We start from the raw sequence: 22,985 nt of genomic DNA on the forward strand, positions 1-22,985 counted from the left end.
AACCCCCCCCCCCCCCGGGTGGCCACCCCGGGCGCCTCCACCCCTACGGGGGGTTCGCGGGGCCCTTCCTCGGGGCCCCGGCAACCCGGCGGTACGTTTCTGCTGAAAGCGGCGTCAGCCCTCGTCGTGGGCGACCGCGCGGCGCGCATCCGCGTCCAGCACGCCCCAGCTGATCAGCTGCTCCGTGAGCACGGACGGCGACTGGTCGTAGATCACGGCGAGCGTGCGCAGGTCGTCCTGGCGGATCGAGAGCACCTTGCCGTTGTAGTCGCCGCGCTGGCTCTGGATCGTGGCCGCGTAGCGCTGCAGCGGCCCGGCCTTCTCCGGCGGGACATGAGCCAGGCGCTCCAGGTCCAGGACGAGCTTCGGCGGCGGCTCGGCGGCTCCGCCCGGCGTCGTACCGGGCAGAAGTTCCTGCACCGGGACCCCGTAGAAGTCCGCCAGCTCGGCGAGGCGCTGTACGGTCACGGCACGGTCGCCGCGCTCGTACGAACCGACCACGACGGCCTTCCAGCGGCCCTGGGACTTCTCCTCCACACCGTGGAGGGAGAGGCCCTGCTGGGTGCGGATGGCACGGAGCTTGGCCCCGAGCTGCTTTGCGTATTCGCTGGACATAAGGCTCCCCGGACGAAGTCTGGTAACTCACTGTGAGGTTACGCAGCGTTACTTGGTTGCGTCAAGCCGAATGGTCCGGACCGGTACCTCCCGGGGGTGTGACCGGAGCCCTGCGCAAGCCCTGGTAACGTTGATGACGCAATTTTGACGTCCTTTAAGGTCCGTCCAGTGAGGCGGAGAAGGAGGTCCGTTTCTTATGGACGCACAGCACGAAGCCACCGGCAATGCGGCACGCCCCGTTCTGGAGGCTCCCGACATCGCCCGAGTACTGACCCGCATCGCCCACGAGATCGTCGAACGCGCCAAGGGCGCCGACGATGTGGTGCTGCTGGGCATCCCGACGCGTGGGGTCTTCCTCGCCAGTCGGCTCGCCGACAAGCTCGAAGAGATCACCGGCCGGAAGATGCCGGTCGGCTCCCTCGACATCACCATGTACCGAGACGACCTGCGGCTGCGCCCGGCGCGCGCCCTGGCCCGCACCGAGATCCCCGTCGAGGGCATCGAGGGCCGGCTGGTCGTCCTCGTCGATGACGTCCTCTTCTCCGGCCGTACGATCCGCGCCGCGCTCGACGCGCTCGGCGACATCGGCCGGCCCCGCGCGGTCCAGCTGGCGGTCCTCGTCGACCGCGGCCACCGCGAGCTCCCGATCCGTGCCGACTACGTCGGCAAGAACCTCCCCACGTCGCTGCGGGAGACGGTCAAGGTCCAGCTCGCCGAGGAGGACGGCCGCGACGCCGTACTGCTCGGCGTCCAGCAGACCGCCCCGGCAGGCGAGCAGTAGCTGCACGCACCCGTACGACGCACCCGGTCGTACGACAGCTTCCGCACGCCCGCACGCCTGAACTCTCCAGGAGAACACCCAGATGAAGCGCCACCTCATCTCGGCCGCCGACCTCACCCGCGACGACGCCGTCCTGATCCTCGACACAGCCGAGGAGATGGCCCGGGTAGCGGACCGGCCGATAAAGAAACTCCCGACCCTGCGCGGCCGTACCGTCGTCAACCTCTTCTTCGAGGACTCGACGCGTACCCGCATCTCCTTCGAGGCCGCCGCCAAGCGCCTCTCCGCCGATGTCATCAACTTCTCCGCGAAGGGCTCGTCGGTCTCCAAGGGCGAGTCGCTCAAGGACACCGCGCTGACCCTGGAGGCGATGGGCGCCGACGCGGTCGTCATCCGGCACGGCGCCTCCGGCGCCCCGTACCGCCTGGCCACGTCCGGATGGATCGACGGTGCCGTCGTCAACGCGGGCGACGGCACCCACGAGCACCCCACCCAGGCGCTGCTCGACGCGTTCACCATGCGCCGCCGGCTGGTCGGCGCGGACGCCGGACTCGGCCGGGACCTGGACGGACGCCGGGTCACCATCGTCGGTGACATCCTGCACAGCCGGGTCGCCCGTTCCAACGTCCACCTGCTGCACACCCTGGGCGCCCACGTCACCCTGGTGGCCCCGCCGACCCTCGTCCCGGTCGGCGTGGAGCAGTGGCCCTGCGACGTCAGCTACAGCCTCGACGGGGTGCTGCCGAAGTCCGACGCGGTGATGATGCTTCGTGTGCAGCGTGAACGGATGAACGCCGCCTACTTCCCGACCGAGCGCGAATACTCCCGCCGCTACGGCCTGGACGGCGAGCGCATGGCCAAGATGCCGGAGCACGCCATCGTCATGCACCCCGGCCCGATGGTCCGGGGCATGGAGATCACCGCCGAGGTGGCCGACTCCGACCGCTGCACGGTCGTCGAGCAGGTCGCCAACGGCGTCTCCATCCGGATGGCCGTGCTCTATCTGCTGCTGGGCGGCTCCGAGCCCGCCACCACCCCCCACCCGTCGCCCGCCGCCACCCCGGAGCGGGACGCCGCGCGCCCCGCTCACCCCGAGGAGAACAAGTAACCATGAGCAAGATCCTTATCCGCGGCGCGAAGATCCTCGGCGGCGAGCCCCAGGACGTCCTGATCGACGGCGAGACCATCGCCGAGGTCGGCTCCGGCATCGAAGCCGGTGACGCCACGGTCGTCGAGGCCGAGGGGCAGATCCTGCTGCCCGGCCTGGTCGACCTCCACACCCACCTGCGTGAGCCCGGCCGTGAGGACTCCGAGACCGTCCTCACCGGCACCAAGGCGGCGGCGGTCGGTGGTTTCACCGCCGTGCACGCCATGGCCAACACCTTCCCGGTCGCCGACACCGCCGGTGTCGTCGAGCAGGTCTGGCGGCTCGGCAAGGAGTCGGGCTACTGCGACGTGCAGCCGATCGGCGCCGTCACGATCGGCCTGGAGGGCAAGAAGCTCGCCGAGCTCGGCGCCATGCACGATTCGGCCGCCGGAGTGAAGGTCTTCTCCGACGACGGCAAGTGCGTCGACGACGCCGTCATCATGCGACGCGCGCTGGAGTACGTGAAGGCGTTCGACGGTGTCGTCGCGCAGCACGCCCAGGAGCCCCGGCTGACCGAGGGTGCCCAGATGAACGAGGGCGTCGTCTCCGCGGAACTCGGTCTCGGCGGCTGGCCCGCCGTCGCCGAGGAGTCGATCATCGCCCGCGACGTCCTGCTCGCCGCCCACGTCGGCTCCCGGGTGCACATCTGCCACCTGTCGACCGCCGGCTCGGTCGAGATCGTCCGCTGGGCGAAGGCCAAGGGCTGGAACGTCACCGCCGAGGTCACCCCGCACCACCTGCTCCTCACCGACGAGCTCGTACGCTCGTACGACCCGGTCTACAAGGTGAACCCGCCGCTGCGTACCGAGGCCGACGTGCTGGCCCTGCGCGAGGCGCTCGCCGACGGCACCATCGACTGCGTCGCCACCGACCACGCCCCGCACCCGCACGAGGACAAGGACTGCGAGTGGGCCGCCGCCGCCATGGGCATGGTGGGTCTGGAGACCGCGCTCTCCGTCGTCCAGCAGACGATGGTCGAGACGGGCCTGATCGACTGGGCGGGTGTCGCGGACCGCATGTCGTTCCGCCCCGCGGCCATCGGCCGCCTGGAAGGACACGGCCGGCCCGTCTCGGCCGGTGAGCCCGCCAACCTCACGCTGGTCGATCCGGCATACCGTGGTGTCGTGGACCCCGCGGGCTTCGCCTCCCGCAGCCGCAACACCCCGTACGAGGGGCGCGAGCTGCCGGGTCGCGTCACCCACACCTTCCTGCGGGGCCGTGCCACGGTCGTCGACGGGAAGCTCGCGTGACAACACTCACCCCCCTGTACCAGCTGGCCGCCGAACAGAAGTCGGCGGACGTGACCGACTGGCCCGCCCGCATCAGCTGGGTCGTCGCACTGATCGTCTTCATCGCCTTCGTCTACTGGCTGATGCGCCAGGGATGGAAGTGGCGGGGGAGTCTTCAGTCCGACCTGCCGGAGCTCTCCTCCACGCCGGAGGGGTACGCCGACTCCCGGCCGCTGCTGACGATGACCGGGCGCTATCACGCCTCGACGACCGCGGGCCAGTGGCTCGACCGGATCGTCGCCCACGGCCTCGGCACCCGCAGCCTCGTCGAGCTCACGCTGACCGAGCAGGGACTCGACGTCGTACGCCCCGGAGCGGCCGACTTCTTCGTCCCGGCGGCCCAGCTGCGTGACGCCCGGCTCGACAAGGGCATCGCGGGCAAGGTCCTCCCCGAGGGCGGCCTGCTGATCATCACCTGGGCGCTCGGCGACAAGCTGATCGACTCTGGGTTCCGCTCCGACCACGCGGCCGAGCACCCGGCCTGGGTCGACGCCGTCCACCACCTCACCAACAGCACTACGGAAGGCATCGCACGATGACGACCTCCACTCGGGGAGCCGCCAAAGCTCCCGCCGTACTCGTCCTGGAGGACGGCCGCGCCTTCCGCGGCCGCGCCTACGGGGCCGTGGGGGAGACCTTCGGAGAGGCGGTGTTCTCCACCGGCATGACCGGATACCAGGAGACGCTGACCGACCCGTCGTACCACCGCCAGGTCGTCGTGATGACCGCCCCGCACGTCGGCAACACCGGCGTGAACGACGAGGACCCCGAGTCGCAGCAGATCTGGGTCGCCGGATACGTGGTGCGCGACCCCGCCCGGGTGACCTCCAACTGGCGCTCGCGACGTTCGCTCGACGAGGAACTGGAGCGCCAGGGCGTCGTCGGCATCAGCGGCATCGACACCCGCGCCCTCACCCGCCACCTGCGCGAGCGCGGCGCCATGCGCGTCGGCATCTTCTCCGGTGACGCGGTCGCCGACGAGGCCACGCTGCTGGCCCGCGTGCTGGAGGCCCCCGAGATGGTGGGCGCCGACCTCTCCGCCGAGGTCGCGACCAAGGAGACGTACGTCGTCCCCGCGATCGGCACCAAGAAGTTCACCGTCGCCGCGATCGACCTCGGCATCAAGGGCATGACCCCGCACCGGATGGCCGAGCGCGGCATCGAGGTGCACGTGCTGCCCGCCACCGCCACCCTGGAGGACGTGTACGCGGTCGAGCCCGACGGCGTCTTCTTCTCCAACGGCCCCGGAGACCCGGCCACCGCCGACCACCCGGTCTCCGTCATGCAGGGTGTCCTGGAGCGCAGGACCCCGCTCTTCGGCATCTGCTTCGGCAATCAGATCCTGGGCCGCGCCCTCGGCTTCGGCACGTACAAGCTGAAGTACGGCCACCGCGGCATCAACCAGCCCGTGCAGGACCGCACGACCGGCAAGGTCGAGGTCACCGCGCACAACCACGGCTTCGCCGTCGACGCCCCGCTGGACAAGGTGTCCGACACGGCGTTCGGCCGCGCCGAGGTCTCCCACGTCTGCCTGAACGACCAGGTCGTCGAGGGACTGCACCTCCTCGACCAGCCTGCCTTCAGCGTCCAGTACCACCCCGAAGCAGCCGCGGGTCCCCACGACGCCGCGTACCTCTTCGACCGCTTCGTTTCCCTGATGGAGGGCCAGCGTGCCTAAGCGCTCCGATATCCAGTCCGTCCTGGTCATCGGCTCCGGCCCGATCGTCATCGGTCAGGCCGCCGAGTTCGACTACTCCGGCACCCAGGCCTGCCGCGTCCTCAGGTCCGAGGGCCTGCGCGTCATCCTGGTGAACTCCAACCCCGCGACGATCATGACCGACCCGGAGATCGCCGACGCCACGTACGTCGAGCCGATCACCCCCGAGTTCGTCGAGAAGATCATCGCCAAGGAGCGTCCCGACGCCCTGCTCCCGACGCTGGGCGGCCAGACCGCGCTCAACACCGCGATCTCCATGCACGAGAACGGTGTCCTGGAGAAGTACGGTGTCGAGCTCATCGGCGCCAATGTCGAGGCCATCAACAAGGGCGAGGACCGCGACCTCTTCAAGGGGGTCGTCGAGGCCGTCAACGCCAAGATCGGCCACGGCGAGTCCGCGCGCTCGGTCATCTGCCACACCATGGACGACGTGATCGGGGGCGTCGACACGCTCGGCGGCTACCCCGTCGTCGTCCGCCCCTCCTTCACCATGGGCGGCGCCGGTTCCGGCTTCGCCCACGACGAGGAGGAGCTGCGCCGGATCGCCGGTCAGGGCCTCACGCTCTCCCCGACCACCGAGGTGCTCCTGGAGGAGTCCATCCTCGGCTGGAAGGAGTACGAGCTGGAGCTGATGCGCGACAAGAACGACAACGTCGTGGTCGTCTGCTCCATCGAGAACTTCGACCCGATGGGCGTCCACACGGGTGACTCGATCACCGTCGCCCCGGCGATGACGCTCACCGACCGCGAGTACCAGCGCCTGCGCGACATCGGCATCGCGATCATCCGCGAGGTCGGCGTCGACACCGGCGGTTGCAACATCCAGTTCGCCATCGACCCGGTCGACGGCCGGGTCATCGTGATCGAGATGAACCCGCGCGTCTCCCGCTCCTCGGCGCTGGCGTCGAAGGCCACCGGCTTCCCGATCGCCAAGATCGCCGCCAAGCTGGCCGTCGGCTACACGCTCGACGAGATCCCCAACGACATCACCGAGAAGACCCCGGCCTCCTTCGAGCCGACCCTCGACTACGTCGTCGTCAAGGCGCCCCGCTTCGCCTTCGAGAAGTTCCCGTCCGCCGACTCGACCCTCACCACCACCATGAAGTCGGTGGGCGAGGCCATGGCGATCGGCCGCAACTTCACCGAGGCGCTGCAGAAGGCGCTGCGCTCCCTGGAGAAGAAGGGCTCGCAGTTCACCTTCGTCGGTGACCCCGGTGACAAGGCCGGGCTGCTGGCCGAGGCGGTCCGCCCGACCGACGGCCGGATCAACACGGTCATGCAGGCGATCCGGGCCGGCGCCACCCAGGAAGAGGTCTTCGACGCCACGAAGATCGACCCCTGGTTCGTCGACCAGCTCTTCCTCATCAAGGAGATCGCCGACGAGCTCGCCGCGGCCGACAAGCTCGACCCGGAACTGCTCGCCGAGGCCAAGCGGCACGGTTTCTCCGACGTCCAGATCGCCGAGATCCGTGACCTGCGCGAGGACGTCGTCCGCGAGGTGCGGCACGCGCTCGGTATCCGCCCGGTCTACAAGACGGTCGACACCTGCGCCGCCGAGTTCGCCGCGAACACGCCGTACTTCTACTCCAGTTACGACGAGGAGAGCGAGGTCGCGGCGCGCACCAAGCCCGCGGTGATCATCCTTGGCTCCGGCCCGAACCGCATCGGCCAGGGCATCGAGTTCGACTACTCCTGCGTCCACGCCTCCTTCGCGCTGAGCGACGCGGGCTACGAGACCGTGATGGTCAACTGCAACCCGGAGACGGTCTCCACCGACTACGACACCTCCGACCGTCTGTACTTCGAGCCGCTGACGCTCGAGGACGTGCTGGAGATCGTGCACGCCGAGTCCCTCGCGGGTCCGATCGCCGGTGTCGTCGTCCAGCTCGGCGGCCAGACCCCGCTGGGTCTGTCGCAGGCGCTCAAGGACAACGGTGTGCCGGTCGTCGGCACGTCCCCGGAGGCGATCCACGCCGCCGAGGACCGCGGCGCCTTCGGCCGCGTGCTGGCCGAGGCCGGACTCCCGGCCCCGAAGCACGGCACCGCCACCACGTTCAGCGAGGCCAAGGCCATCGCCGACGAGATCGGCTACCCCGTCCTCGTACGCCCGTCGTACGTGCTCGGCGGCCGCGGCATGGAGATCGTGTACGACGAGACGCGGCTCTCCTCGTACATCGCCGAGTCCACCGAGATCAGCCCCACCCGGCCGGTCCTGGTCGACCGCTTCCTCGACGACGCGATCGAGATCGACGTCGACGCGCTGTACGACGGCACCGAGCTCTACCTCGGCGGCGTCATGGAGCACATCGAGGAAGCCGGCATCCACTCCGGCGACTCCGCCTGCGCGCTGCCTCCGATCACCCTCGGCGGCTACGACATCAAGCGGCTGCGCGCCTCCACCGAGGGCATCGCCAAGGGTGTCGGCGTGCGTGGGCTGATCAACATCCAGTTCGCGCTCTCCGGCGACATCCTGTACGTCCTGGAGGCCAACCCGCGCGCCTCCCGCACCGTCCCCTTCACCTCGAAGGCGACCGCGGTCCCGCTCGCCAAGGCCGCCGCCCGCATCTCGCTGGGCGCGACCATCGCCGAGCTCCGTGAGGAGGGCCTGCTGCCGAGGAACGGCGACGGCGGCACCCTGCCGCTGGACGCGCCGATCTCCGTCAAGGAGGCCGTCATGCCGTGGTCGCGGTTCCGCGACATCCACGGCCGCGGTGTCGACACCGTCCTCGGCCCGGAGATGCGGTCCACCGGTGAGGTCATGGGCATCGACTCGGTCTTCGGCACGGCGTACGCCAAGTCGCAGGCCGGGGCGTACGGCCCGCTTCCCACCAAGGGCCGGGCGTTCATCTCGGTCGCCAACCGGGACAAGCGCTCGATGATCTTCCCGGCGCGCGAGCTGGTCGCCCACGGCTTCGAGCTGATGGCCACCTCCGGCACGGCCGAGGTCCTCAAGCGCAACGGCATCAACGCCACCGTCGTGCGCAAGCAGTCCGAGGGCCAGGGCCCGGACGGCGAGCGGACCATCGTCCAGCTCATCCACGACGGCGAGGTCGACCTGATCGTCAACACGCCGTACGGGACGGGCGGCAGGCTCGACGGCTACGAGATCCGTACCGCTGCGGTGGCCCGCGCGGTTCCGTGCCTGACCACGGTCCAGGCGCTCGCGGCCGCCGTCCAGGGCATCGACGCGCTCAACCACGGAGACGTCGGCGTACGTTCCCTCCAGGAACACGCGGAACGTCTGACCGCGGCACGCGACTAGAAGCCCAGCAGGGGGACACCGGAAACGGTGTCCCCCTCTCTGTGAGGACACCCCCATGTACAAGTTCTTCTTCCGGCTGGTCTTCCAGCGGATGGACCCGGAGCAGGCCCACTACCTGGCCTTCCGGTGGATCCGTCTCGCGGTCCGGATTCCCGTACTGCGTACGTTCGTCGCCGCCGCGCTCGCCCCCCGGTACAAGGAGCTGCGCACCGAGGCCCTCGGCCTGCGCATGCACGGTCCGTTCGGCCTCGCGGCGGGGTTCGACAAGAACGCCGTCGCGATCGACGGCATGTCGATGCTGGGCTTCGACCACATCGAGATCGGCACGGTCACCGGCGAGCCGCAGCCCGGCAACCCCAAGAAGCGCCTCTTCCGCCTCGTGGCGGACCGCGCGCTGATCAACCGCATGGGGTTCAACAACGAGGGCTCCGCGGCCGTGGCGGAGCGCCTGGCCGCCCGTAACCCGGTCTTCCGGACGACGGTCGGTGTCAACATCGGCAAGACGAAGGTCGTACCGGAGGCCGAGGCCGTCGGCGACTACGTGAAGTCCACCGAGCGGCTCGCCCACCACGCCGACTACCTGGTCGTCAACGTCTCCTCGCCCAACACCCCCGGCCTGCGCAACCTCCAGGCCACCGAGGCACTGCGCCCGCTGCTCACAGCCGTGCGCGAGGCCGCCGACCGCACCGTCACCGACCGCCGGGTCCCGCTGCTCGTCAAGATCGCCCCCGATCTCGCGGACGAGGACGTCGACGCGGTCGCCGACCTCGCGGTCGAGCTGGGCCTGGACGGCATCATCGCCACCAACACCACCATCGCCCGCGACGGCCTCGGGCTGAAGTCCTCGCCGTCGCTGGTCGAGGAGACCGGCGGACTCTCCGGCGCGCCCCTCAAGGCGCGTTCCCTGGAGGTCCTGCAGCGGCTCTACACGCGCGTCGGTGACGAGATCACCCTCGTGGGCGTCGGCGGCATCGAGACCGCCGAGGACGCCTGGCAGCGCATCCTCGCCGGCGCCACCCTCGTCCAGGGGTACAGCGCCTTCATCTACGAGGGCCCGTTCTACGCCCGTGCGATCCACAAGGGCCTGGCCGCCCGTCTCGCGGCTTCCCCGTACGCCACCCTCGCCGAGGCCGTCGGCGCCGAGACCCGGAAGGTCATGAAGTGATCCCTGAACCCTTCGGCGCGCGGCTGCGCCGCGCCATGGACAGCCGTGGGCCGCTCTGCGTCGGCATCGACCCGCACGCCTCGCTGCTGACCTCCTGGGGCCTGAACGACGACGTCGCGGGCCTGGAGCGCTTCACCCGTACCGTCGTCGACGCGCTGGCCGACCGGGTCGCCGTCCTCAAGCCGCAGTCCGCGTTCTTCGAGCGGTTCGGCTCGCGCGGCATCGCCGTCCTGGAGAAGGCGGTCGAGGACGCCCGGGCGGCCGGCGCGCTCGTCCTGATGGACGCCAAGCGCGGCGACATCGGCTCCACCATGGGCGCCTACGCGGCCACCTACCTGGACAAGGACTCGCCGCTCTTCTCCGACGCGCTCACCGTCTCGCCCTACCTCGGCTTCGGCTCGCTGCGCCCGGCACTCGACGCGGCGGTCATCTCCGGTGCGGGCGTCTTCGTCCTCGGTCTCACCTCCAACCCGGAGGGTGCCGAGGTGCAGCGTGCCGCGGCGGCGGACGGCCGGTCGCTGGCCCAGGTGATGCTCGACCACGTGGCCGCGGAGAACGAGGGCGCCGAGCCGCTCGGCTCGGTCGGTGCGGTGATCGGCGCCACACTCGGCGACGCGGGTGTGGATCTGGCGGTCAACGGACCGCTGCTGGCTCCGGGCATCGGAGCGCAGGGAGCCACCCCGGCCGATCTTCCGGGCGTCTTCGGTGCCGCCGTGGGCAATGTGCTGCCGAGCGTGAGCCGGGGTGTGCTGCGTCACGGACCGGACGCGGCAGGGCTGCGCGAAGCCGCCGAACGGCTCACCGACGAAGTGCGTGCGGCCGTCCGGGGAAGCTGACCATGTCACGTAACTGCGTGTTGGCGGAATCATGACCGAAAAACTCGGTTGTTATGCCTGAAATGTCCTGGTCGGCAAAGGCTGACCAGGACTTTTCCGCTGTTCTCGCTGACTCAGGCGGCCTTGGCCGCTAGTCTCCGTCGAGAGCCAACGCGCACAGGTTGTTCGTTGCTCACCAGGTGTGGGCCGACTAGGTTCCTCACCGGTCCGTATCCGACAGATCGACATCCGAGGTGACGTAGGCGTGGCTCTTCCGCCCCTTACCCCTGAACAGCGCGCAGCCGCGCTCGAAAAGGCCGCCGCGGCTCGCCGGGAGCGGGCCGAGGTCAAGAATCGACTCAAGCACTCCGGCGCCTCCCTCCACGAGGTCATCAAGCAGGGTCAGGAGAACGACGTCATCGGCAAGATGAAGGTCTCCGCGCTCCTTGAGTCCCTGCCGGGCGTGGGCAAGGTCCGCGCCAAGCAGATCATGGAGCGGCTCGGGATCTCCGAGAGCCGCCGTGTGCGGGGTCTCGGCTCGAACCAGATTGCCTCCCTGGAGCGAGAGTTCGGCGGCTCGGCCGCCTGACGTTCTCAGGCACTCCTGAGAACGGGGATAATCGCTCCATGGCTGCAACATCCCGGGGGACGTCCCCCGCACCCCCGGACGTACGTCCGCGGCTGACCGTGCTCTCCGGCCCCTCCGGGGTCGGCAAGAGCACGGTCGTCGCTCATATGCGCAAGGCGCACCCCGAGGTCTGGCTCTCGGTGTCGGCGACGACCCGGAAGCCGCGCCCCGGCGAGCGCAACGGTGTCCACTACTTCTTCGTGGACAACGACGAGTTCGACAAGCTGATCGCCAACGGCGAGCTGCTGGAATGGGCCGAGTTCGCCGGAAACCGGTACGGCACGCCCCGCCGCGCCGTGCTCGAGCGCCTCGACTCCGGTGAGCCGGTTCTCCTGGAGATCGACCTCCAGGGTGCCCGGCTGGTCCGTCAGTCGATGTCCGACGCGCAGCTGGTCTTCCTCGCGCCGCCGGGCTGGGACGAACTGGTGCGCCGGCTCACCGGTCGCGGGACCGAGCCGCCCGAGGTCATCGAGCGGCGGCTGGCAGCCGCGAAGATCGAACTCGCGGCCGAATCCGAGTTCGATACGACGCTGGTCAACACCTCCGTCGAGGACGTATCGCGTGAGCTGCTAGCCTTGATGCTGCAGGCTTCCGCCCGCCGTGAGAGCCGCGACTGACGCAGCCGACCCGGAGCACCACCCCGGCGGAACCCGCACAGTCAAAGGTCTCTTTTTGATCTTTACCCCCTTCGGAAGGCAGAGAGTGTCCTCTTCCATCACCACGCCCGAGGGCATCATCAACCCGCCGATTGATGAGCTCCTCGAAGCCACCGACTCGAAGTACAGCCTTGTCATCTACGCCGCCAAGCGCGCGCGTCAGATCAACGCTTACTACTCGCAGCTCGGTGAGGGCCTCCTCGAGTACGTCGGTCCGCTCGTCGACACCCACGTGCACGAGAAGCCGCTGTCGATCGCACTCCGCGAGATCAACGCGGGCCTGCTGACCTCCGAGGCCATCGAGGGCCCCGCGCAGTAAGCAGGAACAGCACCTTCACCACAGGCCCGGCGGTCACCACCGCCGGGCCTGTGGTGTGTCCGGGGCCGTGGGAGCCGCCCGGACGCCGTGAGGCAGCATGGGGGGTGTACGTGTCCGAGTACGTGCCCGAATGCGGGGAGACGCAGTGGAGAAGCCGAAGGTCGTTCTGGGTGTCAGCGGGGGCATCGCCGCCTACAAGGCGTGCGAGCTGCTGCGACGGCTGACCGAGTCCGGCCACGACGTACGGGTCGTGCCGACCGCGTCCGCGCTGAACTTCGTGGGCGCCGCCACCTGGTCGGCGCTCTCCGGGCATCCGGTGTCGACCGAGGTGTGGAACGACGTCCACGAGGTGCCGCACGTCCGTATCGGACAGGACGCGGACCTGGTCGTGGTCGCCCCCGCCACCGCGGACATGCTGGCCAAGGCCGCCCACGGCCTCGCCGACGACCTCCTCACCAACACGCTCCTCACCGCCCGCTGCCCGGTGGTCTTCGCGCCCGCCATGCACACCGAGATGTGGGAGCACCCCGCCACCCAGGAGAACGTCGCCACGCTGCGCCGCCGCGGCGCCGTCGTCATCGAGCCCGCCGTCGGACGGCTCACCGGCGTCGACACCGGCAAGGGCCGGCTCCCCGATCCCGGCGAGATCTTCGAGGTCTGCCGCCGCGTGCTGACCCGCGGACCCGTCGGACCCGACCTGGCCGGCCGCCATGTGGTGATCAGCGCGGGCGGTACGCGGGAGCCGCTCGACCCGGTCCGCTACCTCGGCAACCGCTCCTCCGGCAAGCAGGGGTACGCGCTGGCCCGCACCGCGGTCGCCCGTGGCGCCAGGGTCACCCTGATCGAGGCCAATACCGGCCTGCCCGATCCGTCCGGGGCCGACATCGTCCGGGTCGGGACCGCGGCGCAGCTGCGCGAAGCGGTGCTGAAGGCCGCGGCAGACGCCGATGTCGTGGTGATGGCGGCCGCGGTCGCCGACTTCCGGCCGGCCGAGTACGCCCAGGGAAAGATCAAGAAGAAGGACGGCCAGGAGCCCGCGCCCATCGTGCTCGTCCGCAATCCGGACGTTCTCGCCGAGATCTCCGCCGAGCGCGCCACCCCGGACCAGATCGTCGTCGGCTTCGCCGCCGAGACCGACGACGTCCTCGCCAACGGTCGCGAGAAGCTCCGGCGCAAGGGTTGTGACCTGCTCGTCGTCAACGAGGTGGGGGAGCGCAAGACCTTCGGGTCCGAGGAGAACGAGGCCGTGGTGCTCGCGGCCGACGGCGCCGAGACCCCGGTGCCGTACGGGCCGAAGGAAGGACTCGCCGACACGGTCTGGGATCTGGTGGCGGCGCGTTTCGTATGAATTTCGCGATCCGGCTCCACGAATGGTACAAAAACTCTTATATTCGGGCGTAAGTGACCTCTCTCCAGGGTGTTCGCCGTGCCGCGGGCGCCAGTGCCGCAGGTCACAGAACTCCCAAAGGGCGAGACACGTTGTCCGTCAACCGGCGACGACCGATAAACTGACCCCGGACAGTGCCGGGCGCAGCTCCCGGCCGTCCGCCAATGATCAGCCAGCAGCCGCTGCAACCCCAGGGAGCGATGTGTCCCGCCGTCTCTTCACCTCGGAGTCCGTCACCGAGGGTCACCCCGACAAGATCGCTGACCAGATCAGCGACACCATTCTCGACGCCCTCCTGCGCGAGGACCCGACTTCGCGCGTCGCCGTCGAGACCTTGATCACCACCGGTCTGGTGCATGTCGCGGGTGAGGTCACGACCAAGGCCTACGCCGACATCCCGACTCTGGTGCGCAACAAGATCCTGGAGATCGGCTACGACTCCTCGAAGAAGGGCTTCGACGGCGCCTCCTGTGGCGTGTCGGTGTCCATCGGGGCCCAGTCGCCCGACATCGCCCAGGGCGTCGACACCGCGTACGAGAAGCGGGTCGAGGGTGCCTCCCGGAGGGACGAGGAGGACGAGCTCGACAAGCAGGGCGCAGGCGACCAGGGCCTGATGTTCGGCTACGCCTGCGACGAGACCCCGGAGCTCATGCCGCTCCCGATCTACGTGGCGCACCGCCTCTCGCGCCGGCTCTCCGAGGTCCGCAAGAACGGGACCATCCCGTACCTGCGCCCCGACGGCAAGACCCAGGTCACCATCGAGTACGACGGCGACAAGGCCGTCCGTCTCGACACCGTCGTCGTCTCCTCGCAGCACGCCAGCGACATCGACCTCGACTCGCTGCTCGCCCCCGACATCCGCGAGTTCGTCGTCGAGCACGTTCTCGCGCAGCTGATCGAGGACGGCATCAAGCTGGACACCGACGGCTACCGGCTGCTGGTCAACCCGACCGGCCGCTTCGAGATCGGCGGCCCGATGGGCGACGCCGGTCTGACCGGCCGCAAGATCATCATCGACACGTACGGCGGCATGGCCCGCCACGGTGGCGGCGCCTTCTCGGGCAAGGACCCGTCGAAGGTGGACCGCTCGGCGGCGTACGCGATGCGCTGGGTCGCCAAGAACGTCGTCGCCGCGGGCCTCGCGGCCCGTTGCGAGGTGCAGGTCGCGTACGCGATCGGCAAGGCCGAGCCGGTGGGCCTGTTCGTCGAGACGTTCGGCACGGCCGCGGTCGAGACCGAGAAGATCGAGCACGCCATCGGCGAGGTCTTCGACCTCCGCCCGGCCGCGATCATCCGCGACCTCGACCTGCTGCGTCCGATCTACGCCCAGACCGCGGCCTACGGCCACTTCGGCCGCGAGCTCCCCGACTTCACCTGGGAGCGGACGGACCGCGTGGACGCACTGCGTACGGCGGCCGGGCTGTAGGCCTGCCGCACCCGCTCCGTACGCCGGGGCCCGGACACCGCACGCGGGGTGTCCGGGCCCCGGCGCGTGTCGGCCGGGGCGGTCCCGCCGGGACATCCGTCCGGGGCCGCTGTCAGTGGCGTCTGGTAGGAATTTGGCTGTGAGCAGCGACGACGAGCAGTCCACGGAGCCCGGAGCCGGGGCGCCGGAGCAGCTTGCGTTCATCCGGGAGACCGTGCGGCAGGCGAAGGTGCCGCGGGCCAAACCGCGGACCTGGCGCGGCGCCACCCTCGCCAAGGAACTGCCCGTCGCCCGGGTGCTGGTCAACAAGGGCGTACTCCATCTCGACCAGTACTTCGACTACGCCGTCCCGGAGGAGCTCGACGCCGAGGCGCAGCCCGGGGTGCGGGTACGGGTGCGGTTCGGCGCCGGCGGACGCAACGTCCGGGGCGGCCGCCGCGAGGGCGGCGGCCTGATCGACGGTTTCCTCATCGAGCGGCGGGCCGAATCGGACTACCCGGGAGCGCTCGCCGCCCTCGCCTACGTCGTGTCGCCCGAGCCGGTGCTCGGACCCGAGCTGCTCGCCCTGTCTCGTGCCGTGGCCGACAGATACGCGGGCAGCCTCGCCGATGTGCTGCAGCTCGCCGTGCCACCGAGGAACGGCAGGGCCGAGGCCAAGGCCTCCCCGGAGCCGTTGTCGCCACCCGCGGCGCCGTCGGCCGGAAGCTGGGAGCGGTACGAGCAGGGGCCCGCGTTCCTGAGAGCGCTGGCCGAGGGCGGGGCGCCCCGGGCCGTGTGGACCGCGCTGCCCGGGCCGCACTGGCCCCAGGAGATCGCCAGGGCCGTCGCGGCGACCCTGGCCTCGGGGCGGGGCGCGCTCGTGGTCGTACCGGACGGACGCGTTGCCGGGCGGGTGGACGCGGCGCTCACCGGACTGCTCGGGACGGGCCACCATGCCCTGCTGACCGCCGACTCGGGACCTGAGAAGCGCTACCGGGAATGGCTCGCCGTGCGGCGCGGATCGGTGCGCGCGGTGGTCGGGACCAGGGCCGCCATGTTCGCCCCGGTCGCGGACCTGGGCCTGGTCGCCGTCTGGGACGACGGCGACTCCAGCCACAGCGACGACAACGCCCCCTTTCCGCACGTCCGGGAGGTTCTGGAGCTGCGGGCCGCGCACGGCCGGTGCGCGTTCCTGCTCGGCGGGACGAACTGCACCGTGGAGGCCGCCCAGCTGGTGGAGAGCGGCTGGGCACTGCCTCTGCGCGCGGACCGGGAACAGCTGCGGACCGCCGCGCCCCTGGTGCGTACCGTCGGCGACGGCGAACTGGCCCGGGACGGTGCGGCCAGGGCCGCCAGGCTGCCCAGCCTCGCCTGGCAGACGGTGCGCGACGGGCTGCGTGACGGCCCCGTGCTGGTGCAGGTGCCGCGCCGCGGGTACGCACCGCGGCTGGCCTGCGAGCGCTGCCGCGAGCCCGCCCGCTGCCGGCACTGCGCCGGTCCGCTGGAGGCACCGGACCAGCGGGATCTCAACTGCACCTGGTGCGGGCGGGCCGAGACCGCCTGGCACTGCGCCGCCTGCGGCTCGAACCGGCTGCGGGCCCGGATCGTCGGCGCCCGCCGGACCGCCGAGGAGCTCGGCCGGGCCTTCCCGGCCGTGCCGGTGCGGACGTCCGGCCGTGACCACATCCTGGATTCGGTGCCGGACGCGCCCGCACTGGTGGTCAGCACCCCTGGCGCCGAACCCGTCGCCGAGCGCGGCTACGCGGCGGCGCTGCTGCTGGACGGCTGGGCGATGGTCGGCCGCCCCGACCTGCGGGCCGGCGAGGAGGCACTGCGCCGCTGGACGGCCGCCGCCTCGCTCGTACGGGGACAGCCCGAGGGCGGCACCGTGGTGATCGTCGCCGAACCGACCCTGCGGCCCGTCCAGGCACTGGTGCGCTGGGATCCGGTCGGCCACGCCCGGCGCGAACTGGCCGAACGCGCCGAACTGGGCTTCCCGCCGGTGTCCCGGATGGCTTCGGTGACCGGCTCCCCGGAGGCGCTCGCCGCCTTCCTGGCCGCTGCGGAGCTGCCGTCGGACGCCGAGGTGCTCGGTCCGGTCCCGGTGCCCGGCACCGAACCCGGCAGGCCCCGCAGACCGTGGGACGCACCACCGGGGGAGAGCTGGGAGCGGGCGCTGCTCAGGGTGCCGCCGGGCAGCGGCGCCGCACTGGCCACCGCCCTCAAAACGGCCCAGGCGGCACGGACCGCCCGGGGGAACAGCGATCCGGTACGGATCAGGATCGACCCCCCGGACATCGGCTGACCCGGTCCGCCGATGTCCGGCAGCCGCCGCACATGCGACTGCCCCGCCGTGCACCGGGCACGGTGGGGCAGAGGGTGGTCCGGTCAGCCGTTGCGCGGGCCGGGGAAGACGCCGGGGCGCAGGTCCTCGCGCAGCGACGGCCGGTCCGCGGAGGGCTGCGGCGGCATCGAGCGGGCAGCGGGTACGGCGGGCAGCACCGGCGCCGGGCCGGAACCCGGCGTCACGGAGAGCGGACGCGGCACCGCGGTCTCGGCGGACACCACCTCGGCGGCGTCCGGCTGAGGGGCGTTCCGGCGGGCGCCGTAGCGGCGGTGGACCGCCTGCTTGGTGACCCCGAGCGCGGAGCCCACCGCATCCCAGGAGAAGCCCAGTGAGCGGTCGAAGTCCACTGCCGCTGTCACCAGCGTCTCGACGCTGTCGCGCAGCTCCTGGGCCAGTCTGACGGTGGGGGCCGGGGCCCTGCCGTAGACGACGAAGCCCGTGGACGGGCCGGAGCGGCGCGGACGGTAGACGTTGCCCAACTGGGCGGTGAGCGTGCGCAGTGCGTCCACCTGCCGCCGGACCCGCTCGATGTCCCGCACCAACAGATGCAGGCTGGCCCGCGCTTGGGCGTCATGGGTTGCGTGGTCGGCCATGAAGAAGCCTCTCGAACCGGCGTTGAAAGGGACCGGGCCGCACCGTGGCGGGGCCCGCTTCGGTCAATCTCTCTTGACCAACGCCTCACCCGGTGATCTGGTCACGCTTTCAGGGGCGTATCCGCATATGCGCGGGGCGCACGGCCGTGCGTACGCCCCCCGGCCGATGGTCATAGACTGGTGCGTTGCTCGTCACCGTACGTTTCGGCCCGAGAGGCAGTCAGCCCCCCATGAAGCTCGTCTTCGCAGGCACCCCCGAGGTAGCCGTACCCGCCCTGGACGCCCTGCTCGCCTCCGGCCGCCATGAGGTGGCCGCCGTCGTCACCCGCCCCGACGCACCTGCCGGGCGCGGGCGCCGGCTGGTCGCGAGCCCCGTCGCCGAGCGCGCCGAGGAGGCCGGGATCGAGGTGCTCAAGCCGGCCCGGCCGCGCGACGAGGACTTCCTCGCACGGCTTCGGGAGATCGCCCCGGACTGCTGTCCGGTCGTCGCCTACGGGGCCCTGCTGCCCAAGGCCGCCCTCGACGTTCCCGCCCGCGGCTGGGTCAACCTCCACTTCTCGCTGCTTCCCGCCTGGCGCGGCGCCGCCCCTGTGCAGCACTCGGTGATGGCCGGCGACGAGGTCACCGGCGCCTCGACCTTCCTGATCGAGGAGGGGCTCGACTCGGGGCCGGTGTACGGCGTGCTGACCGAGGAGGTACGGCCCACGGACACCAGCGGCGATCTGCTGACCCGGCTCGCCTTCGCCGGTGCCGGACTGCTCTCCGCCACCATGGACGGCATCGAGGACGGCACCCTGCACGCCGTGCCGCAGCCCGTGGACGGCGTCACCCTCGCCCCCAAGATCACCGTCGAGGACGCCCAGGTGCAGTGGTCCGCGCCGGCGCTGCGGGTCGATCGCGTGGTGCGCGGCTGCACCCCGGCCCCCGGGGCATGGACGATCTTCCGTGGGGAACGCCTCAAGCTGGTCCAGGCCGCACCTGTTCTGGACCGCGCGGACCTGGCGCCGGGCGAACTGTCCGCGTCCAAGAACAACGTGTACGTCGGCACCGGATCGCACGCCGTCGAACTGCTCTGGGTCCAGCCGCAGGGCAAGAAGCCGATGCGGGCCGCGGACTGGGCGCGCGGCGTGCGCATCGTGCCGGGGGAACTGCTGGGCATCTGACGGCCGTCCGGATCGGGCCGGGCCCATGTGCCGGCCACCGGCGTCCGGGCGGGAGCGCATGACCGTCCGCCGGGCCGCCCGGGCGGCCCGGCAGGTCACCCAGCCGCCGCCCCGGTGGGGAGGGATTACGCTGGGAGGATTCGCCCCTCACCATCAGCGGAGCACCTTTCACGTGAACGACCAGCAGCGTCGCCGTCCCGCCAAGCCGCATCGCCGGCCCCAGAAGGACCCGGTCCGGTTCCTCGCCTTCGAGGCACTCAGGGCCGTCGACGAACGCGATGCGTACGCCAACCTCGTCCTGCCCCCGCTGCTGAAGAAGGCACGGGCCAAGGGCGACTTCGACGCCAGGGACGCGGCGCTGGCGACCGAGCTGGTCTACGGGACGCTGCGCCGTCAGGGCACGTACGACGCGATCGTCGCGGCCTGCATCGACCGGCCGCTGCGCGAGGTCGACCCGCCGGTCCTCGACGTGCTCAACATGGGCGTGCACCAGCTGCTCGGGACCCGTATCCCCACCCATGCCGCCGTCTCCGCCAGTGTGGAGCTGGCCCGGGTGGTACTCGGTGAGGGCCGCGCCAAGTTCGTCAACGCCGTGCTGCGGAAGGTCGCGGCGGACGATCTCGACGGCTGGGTGGCGCGCGTCGCCCCTTCGTACGACGAGGACGCCGAGGACCACCTCGCGGTCGTGCACTCGCACCCGCGCTGGATCGTCTCCGCGCTCTGGGACGCGCTGGGAGGCGGCCGCGCCGGTATCGAGGACCTCCTCGAAGCCGACAACGAACGGCCCGAGGTCACCCTGGTCGCCCGCCCCGGCCGCTCGACCACCGAGGAGTTGCTCACCGCCCTCGGCGACGAGAACGGCCTGCCCGGCCGCTGGTCGCCCCACGCGGTGCGGATGGCGGAGGGCGGCGAGCCCGGTGCCCTGACCGCTGTGCAGGAGGGCCGCGCCGGGGTCCAGGACGAGGGCAGTCAGCTGGTGGCCGCAGCCCTCGCCGATGCCCCGGTGGACGGCAGCGACGCCCGCTGGCTCGACGGCTGCGCCGGACCGGGCGGCAAGGCGGCGCTGCTCGCCGCCCTCGCCGCCGGACGCGGCGCCGCACTGCTCGCCGCCGAGAAGCAGCCGCACCGGGCCCGCCTCGTGGAGCGGGCGCTGGCCGGCAACCCCGGCCCGTACCAGGTGATCACCGCCGACGGCACCCGGCCGCCGTGGCAGCCCGGCACCTTCGACCGGGTCCTGATGGACGTACCGTGCTCCGGCCTCGGCGCGCTGCGCCGCCGCCCGGAGTCCCGCTGGAGGCGCCGCCCGGAGGACCTGGAGAGCTTCGCCCCGCTGCAACGGGGTCTGCTCCGGGAGGCATTGAAGGCGGTCCGGGTCGGCGGAATCGTCGGGTACGCGACCTGCTCACCGCATCTCGCGGAGACCCGGGTGGTCGTCGAGGACGTGCTCAAGGGGCGCGGCGGCGAGCCGGCCGCGGCGGAGTGGGTGGACGCCCGCCCGCTGATGCCCGGAGTGCCCGCGCTGGGCGACGGACCCGACGTCCAGCTGTGGCCGCACCTGCACGGCACGGACGCGATGTACCTGGCGCTGTTGCGGCGCACGGCCTGACAGCGGCCCTCCGGGCCCTCGGTGCGGGCCGAATCGCCGGGATTATGCGAACTGTAATGATCCCGTGAGGCTTTGGGCCGCACCGAGGCGGGGAAGTGCCGCAGAACGTGGCACGCTTGGCACATGGCCCAGATCAACCCGAGCATCCTGTCCGCCGACTTCGCCCGTCTCGCAGAGGAGGCGAAGGCCGTCGAAGGCGCGGACTGGCTCCACGTCGACGTGATGGACAACCACTTCGTGCCCAATCTGACCCTCGGCGTGCCGATCGTGGAGTCGCTCAGCAGGGCCACGGAGACTCCGCTGGACTGCCATCTGATGATCGAGGACCCGGACCGCTGGGCGCCCCGGTACGTCGAGGCGGGCGCCGGTTCGGTCACCTTCCACGTCGAGGCCGCGGCGGCGCCCGTGCGGCTGGCGCGGGAGATCCGGGCCAAGGGTGCGCGCGCCGCCATGGCGCTCAAGCCGGCGACGCCCGTCGAGCCGTACGAGGATCTGCTTCCGGAGCTCGACATGCTCCTGATCATGACGGTCGAGCCGGGCTTCGGCGGCCAGGCGTTCCTGGACATCATGCTGCCCAAGATCCGCCGTACCCGTGAGCTGATCTCCAAGCACGGTCTTGAGCTCTGGCTCCAGGTCGACGGGGGTGTCTCGGAGTCCACCATCGAAAGGTGCGCCGAGGCGGGTGCGGACGTCTTCGTCGCCGGCTCGGCGGTGTACGGCGCACAGGACCCGGCCGAGGCGGTACGAGCTCTGCGTGCCAGGGCGGACGGGGCGACCGCCGCGGCGGCCTGGGCGTGCGGCCACTGACGCCCGGGGAGACGTCGGCAGCGGCGCGGGCGCGGGTTCCGGTCCCCGATTCCGGTCGGTCCGGCCAAGTGCAGATGAACGCGGTCCGACGGGACCGATCAAGGGTCGCCGTATCTGACAGGATGAACGGCGTATCGAGCGTGTGAACAGCAGTGAGGAGATCGCGGTGTCTGCAATGTCGGCGGGACGGTCCGCCCTGCGGATGGGGCCCGCGGAGCTGGTGCAGGCGGCGGCCATGGCCCGTCGCTTCTACCTTGAGGGGAAGTCGAAGATCCAGATCGCCGAGGAGTTCGGCGTCAGCCGCTTCAAGGTGGCCCGGGTCCTGGAGACGGCTCTCGAGCGCGACCTCGTACGGATCGAGATCAGGGTCCCCGCGGAACTGGACGCGGAGCGCTCCGATGCGCTGCGGGCCCGCTACGGGCTGCGGCACGCGGTCGTCGTGGAGTCGCCCGCCGAGGAGCAGGACGACGCCGCGGACCCGGAGAACCTGGGCGAGGTCGCGGCCGAGCTCCTGGGCGAACTGGTGAACGAAGGCGATGTGCTGGGGCTGGCCTGGGGCCGGTCCACCATTCACATGGCGGCGGCCCTCGACCGGCTGCCGCCGTGCACGGTCGTGCAGCTGACCGGGGTGTACGACGCGGGAACGGCCGAGCGCGGCTCGGTCGAGGCGGTCCGCCGGGCCGCCCAGGTGTCCGGCGGCGAGGCCCACCCCATCTATGCACCGATGCTGCTGCCCGACCCGGCCACGGCCGCCGCGCTGCGCCACCAGACCGGCATCGCGCGCGCCTTCGAGTACTTCGACAAGGTGACCGTCGCCGCAGTCTCCATCGGCTCCTGGGAGCCGGGCATCTCCACCGTGCACGACATGCTCTCCGACACCGAGCGGGCCCACTACGCCTCGCTCGGCGTCGCCGCGGAGATGTCCGCGCACCTCTTCGACACGGAGGGCCGCCGGGTCGGCCGCGACCTGGGGGAGCGCTGCATCACGGTCGAGGCGGACCGGTTGCGCCGGATTCCCGAGGTGGTGGCGATCGCGGGCGGCCAACGGAAGGCGGCGGCGATCGGGGCGGTACTGCGGTCCGGGCTCGTCACCAGCCTGGTGACGGACACGGCCGCGGCCGACTATCTGCTGACGGAGTCCGCGGCGCCGCGACGGCCCGCGCTGGAGCGCGCCGACCCGGACGGCATCTAGTGCTGTGACCGGAAAGGTTTGCCGGGAAGCTCGCGTTGTCCGGTGCGGTGCATCGCAAGGCGGAGCATCGCCCGCGTACTGGATGTACTCG

General features: G+C 71.1%; 20 protein-coding genes. 18 read left to right on the forward strand and 2 right to left on the reverse strand.

Annotation, left to right across the window (positions count from 1 at the left end; genetic code table 11):
- Positions 1-114 precede the first annotated feature (114 nt).
- Positions 115-615: a transcriptional regulator BldD gene (gene bldD, locus ACFVXE_RS16735; protein WP_014157378.1), complete on the reverse strand. Its 501-nt coding sequence runs from the start codon at positions 613-615 to the stop codon at positions 115-117.
- A gap of 196 nt (positions 616-811) precedes the next feature.
- On the opposite strand from bldD, the gene pyrR reads away from it, so the two are divergent.
- From pyrR to ACFVXE_RS16805, 14 genes are all read left to right on the forward strand, one after another.
- Positions 812-1,396: a bifunctional pyr operon transcriptional regulator/uracil phosphoribosyltransferase PyrR gene (pyrR, locus tag ACFVXE_RS16740; RefSeq protein WP_389671871.1), complete on the forward strand. Its 585-nt coding sequence runs from the start codon at positions 812-814 to the stop codon at positions 1,394-1,396.
- Between the two features lie 82 nt (positions 1,397-1,478).
- Positions 1,479-2,504 carry an aspartate carbamoyltransferase catalytic subunit gene (locus tag ACFVXE_RS16745; protein WP_389671872.1) on the forward strand — a complete coding sequence of 342 codons (1,026 nt, stop codon included), beginning with the start codon at positions 1,479-1,481 and terminating at the stop codon, positions 2,502-2,504.
- A 2-nt stretch (positions 2,505-2,506) separates the two neighbouring features.
- Positions 2,507-3,793 carry a dihydroorotase gene (locus ACFVXE_RS16750; RefSeq protein WP_389671873.1) on the forward strand — a complete coding sequence of 429 codons (1,287 nt, stop codon included), beginning with the start codon at positions 2,507-2,509 and terminating at the stop codon, positions 3,791-3,793.
- On the forward strand, positions 3,790-4,371 hold the full coding sequence (locus tag ACFVXE_RS16755; RefSeq protein ID WP_389671874.1) for a hypothetical protein: 582 nt from the start codon (positions 3,790-3,792) through the stop codon (positions 4,369-4,371). Before ACFVXE_RS16750 ends, ACFVXE_RS16755 begins: the two co-directional genes overlap by 4 nt.
- Positions 4,368-5,510, forward strand: a complete 1,143-nt coding sequence (gene carA, locus ACFVXE_RS16760) for a glutamine-hydrolyzing carbamoyl-phosphate synthase small subunit (protein ID WP_389671875.1) — start codon at positions 4,368-4,370, stop codon at positions 5,508-5,510. Before ACFVXE_RS16755 ends, carA begins: the two co-directional genes overlap by 4 nt.
- Positions 5,503-8,811, forward strand: a complete 3,309-nt coding sequence (gene carB / locus ACFVXE_RS16765; RefSeq protein ID WP_389671876.1) for a carbamoyl-phosphate synthase large subunit — start codon at positions 5,503-5,505, stop codon at positions 8,809-8,811. Before carA ends, carB begins: the two co-directional genes overlap by 8 nt.
- Before the next feature lie 55 nt (positions 8,812-8,866).
- Positions 8,867-9,976 carry a quinone-dependent dihydroorotate dehydrogenase gene (locus ACFVXE_RS16770; protein ID WP_389671877.1) on the forward strand — a complete coding sequence of 370 codons (1,110 nt, stop codon included), beginning with the start codon at positions 8,867-8,869 and terminating at the stop codon, positions 9,974-9,976.
- Positions 9,973-10,812, forward strand: coding sequence for an orotidine-5'-phosphate decarboxylase (gene pyrF, locus ACFVXE_RS16775; RefSeq protein WP_389671878.1), 840 nt, complete (start codon positions 9,973-9,975; stop codon positions 10,810-10,812). Before ACFVXE_RS16770 ends, pyrF begins: the two co-directional genes overlap by 4 nt.
- 244 nt (positions 10,813-11,056) lie before the next feature.
- Positions 11,057-11,380 carry an integration host factor gene (locus ACFVXE_RS16780; protein WP_014157387.1) on the forward strand — a complete coding sequence of 108 codons (324 nt, stop codon included), beginning with the start codon at positions 11,057-11,059 and terminating at the stop codon, positions 11,378-11,380.
- 38 nt (positions 11,381-11,418) lie between these two features.
- Positions 11,419-12,036, forward strand: coding sequence for a guanylate kinase (gene gmk / locus ACFVXE_RS16785; RefSeq protein ID WP_389671879.1), 618 nt, complete (start codon positions 11,419-11,421; stop codon positions 12,034-12,036).
- Between the two features lie 85 nt (positions 12,037-12,121).
- The gene (gene rpoZ / locus ACFVXE_RS16790; RefSeq protein ID WP_003970369.1) at positions 12,122-12,394 is read left to right on the forward strand and encodes a DNA-directed RNA polymerase subunit omega; all 273 of its coding nucleotides are present in this window, start codon (positions 12,122-12,124) and stop codon (positions 12,392-12,394) included.
- Positions 12,395-12,539: 145 nt separating this feature from the next.
- A complete protein-coding gene (gene coaBC, locus ACFVXE_RS16795) occupies positions 12,540-13,742 on the forward strand; it encodes a bifunctional phosphopantothenoylcysteine decarboxylase/phosphopantothenate--cysteine ligase CoaBC (protein ID WP_389671880.1) in 1,203 nt (400 codons plus the stop codon).
- Between the two features lie 241 nt (positions 13,743-13,983).
- Positions 13,984-15,207 (forward strand): methionine adenosyltransferase, encoded by a 1,224-nt coding sequence (metK, locus tag ACFVXE_RS16800; RefSeq protein WP_277325094.1) that lies wholly within the window; start codon positions 13,984-13,986, stop codon positions 15,205-15,207.
- Positions 15,208-15,346: 139 nt separating this feature from the next.
- A complete protein-coding gene (locus ACFVXE_RS16805) occupies positions 15,347-17,491 on the forward strand; it encodes a primosomal protein N' (protein WP_389671881.1) in 2,145 nt (714 codons plus the stop codon).
- A gap of 83 nt (positions 17,492-17,574) precedes the next feature.
- Here the strand turns inward: ACFVXE_RS16805 and ACFVXE_RS16810 are convergent, their stop codons facing one another.
- The gene (locus tag ACFVXE_RS16810; RefSeq protein ID WP_389671882.1) at positions 17,575-18,126 is read right to left on the reverse strand and encodes a hypothetical protein; all 552 of its coding nucleotides are present in this window, start codon (positions 18,124-18,126) and stop codon (positions 17,575-17,577) included.
- A gap of 230 nt (positions 18,127-18,356) precedes the next feature.
- Between ACFVXE_RS16810 and fmt the strand changes: the two genes are divergently transcribed.
- From fmt to ACFVXE_RS16830, 4 genes are all read left to right on the forward strand, one after another.
- On the forward strand, positions 18,357-19,289 hold the full coding sequence (fmt, locus tag ACFVXE_RS16815; RefSeq protein ID WP_389671883.1) for a methionyl-tRNA formyltransferase: 933 nt from the start codon (positions 18,357-18,359) through the stop codon (positions 19,287-19,289).
- 172 nt (positions 19,290-19,461) lie between these two features.
- A complete protein-coding gene (locus tag ACFVXE_RS16820; protein ID WP_389671884.1) occupies positions 19,462-20,895 on the forward strand; it encodes an RsmB/NOP family class I SAM-dependent RNA methyltransferase in 1,434 nt (477 codons plus the stop codon).
- A gap of 123 nt (positions 20,896-21,018) precedes the next feature.
- Complete coding sequence (gene rpe, locus ACFVXE_RS16825; protein WP_389671885.1) at positions 21,019-21,702, forward strand: ribulose-phosphate 3-epimerase; 684 nt, start codon at positions 21,019-21,021, stop codon at positions 21,700-21,702.
- A gap of 175 nt (positions 21,703-21,877) precedes the next feature.
- The gene (locus ACFVXE_RS16830; protein ID WP_389671890.1) at positions 21,878-22,894 is read left to right on the forward strand and encodes a sugar-binding transcriptional regulator; all 1,017 of its coding nucleotides are present in this window, start codon (positions 21,878-21,880) and stop codon (positions 22,892-22,894) included.
- Positions 22,895-22,985 lie beyond the last annotated feature (91 nt).

It is taken from the genome of Streptomyces sp. NPDC058231, assembly GCF_042882275.1.
Lineage (GTDB): Bacteria > Actinomycetota > Actinomycetes > Streptomycetales > Streptomycetaceae > Streptomyces.